Origin of the sequence: Paraburkholderia sp. SIMBA_053, assembly GCF_046534895.1 — a bacterium.
GTDB classification, from domain to species: domain Bacteria; phylum Pseudomonadota; class Gammaproteobacteria; order Burkholderiales; family Burkholderiaceae; genus Paraburkholderia; species Paraburkholderia caledonica.
Genome location: NZ_JAWRXU010000107.1, coordinates 1 through 460 on the forward strand (window position 1 = coordinate 1; position 460 = coordinate 460).

Here is a 460-nt window from a genome sequence, read left to right on the forward strand (position 1 = left end):
CCGCGCAACACACAACCGTGTAGCGCGTCATCCGCAAGGCTACCTTTGGGAAGCTGTTCTGGCTACCACGCCCCGTGGCCACACTGAGCTGCGGGTGCCAACCCGAGGCAAGGTTGCTCAGCGCACAGCGCGACTGACGTTGCGTTGTGCGAGCGTGCGACTGCAATCTCCAAGGGCGCGCGCGAGCCGCCGCAGCCTGCCTGAGGTGGACGTCTTTGCCATTCATGCTATTGAGGATAATCCCGCGCGCGGCGTTGAACCGCTTGAATGGATGCTGCTGAGTTCGGTGCCCACGAGCTCGCTTGAAGAAGTTCTCGAACGGCTGGCCTGGTACGCCAGACGCTGGACCATTGAGACGTGGCACCGTGTGCTCAAAAGCGGCTGCCGTATCGAGGCGCGCCAGTTCGGCACACTCGAGCGGTTTGTGAGAGCGACGGCTCTGTTTGCCGTCATCGCGTGG

Annotated in this window: 1 pseudogene; it reads left to right on the forward strand. The window is 62.8% G+C overall.

Annotated features, from left to right (window positions below):
• Nucleotides 1-154 precede the first annotated feature (154 nt).
• Nucleotides 155-460, forward strand: a pseudogene (locus SB753_RS34775) (hypothetical protein); the annotation flags it as partial.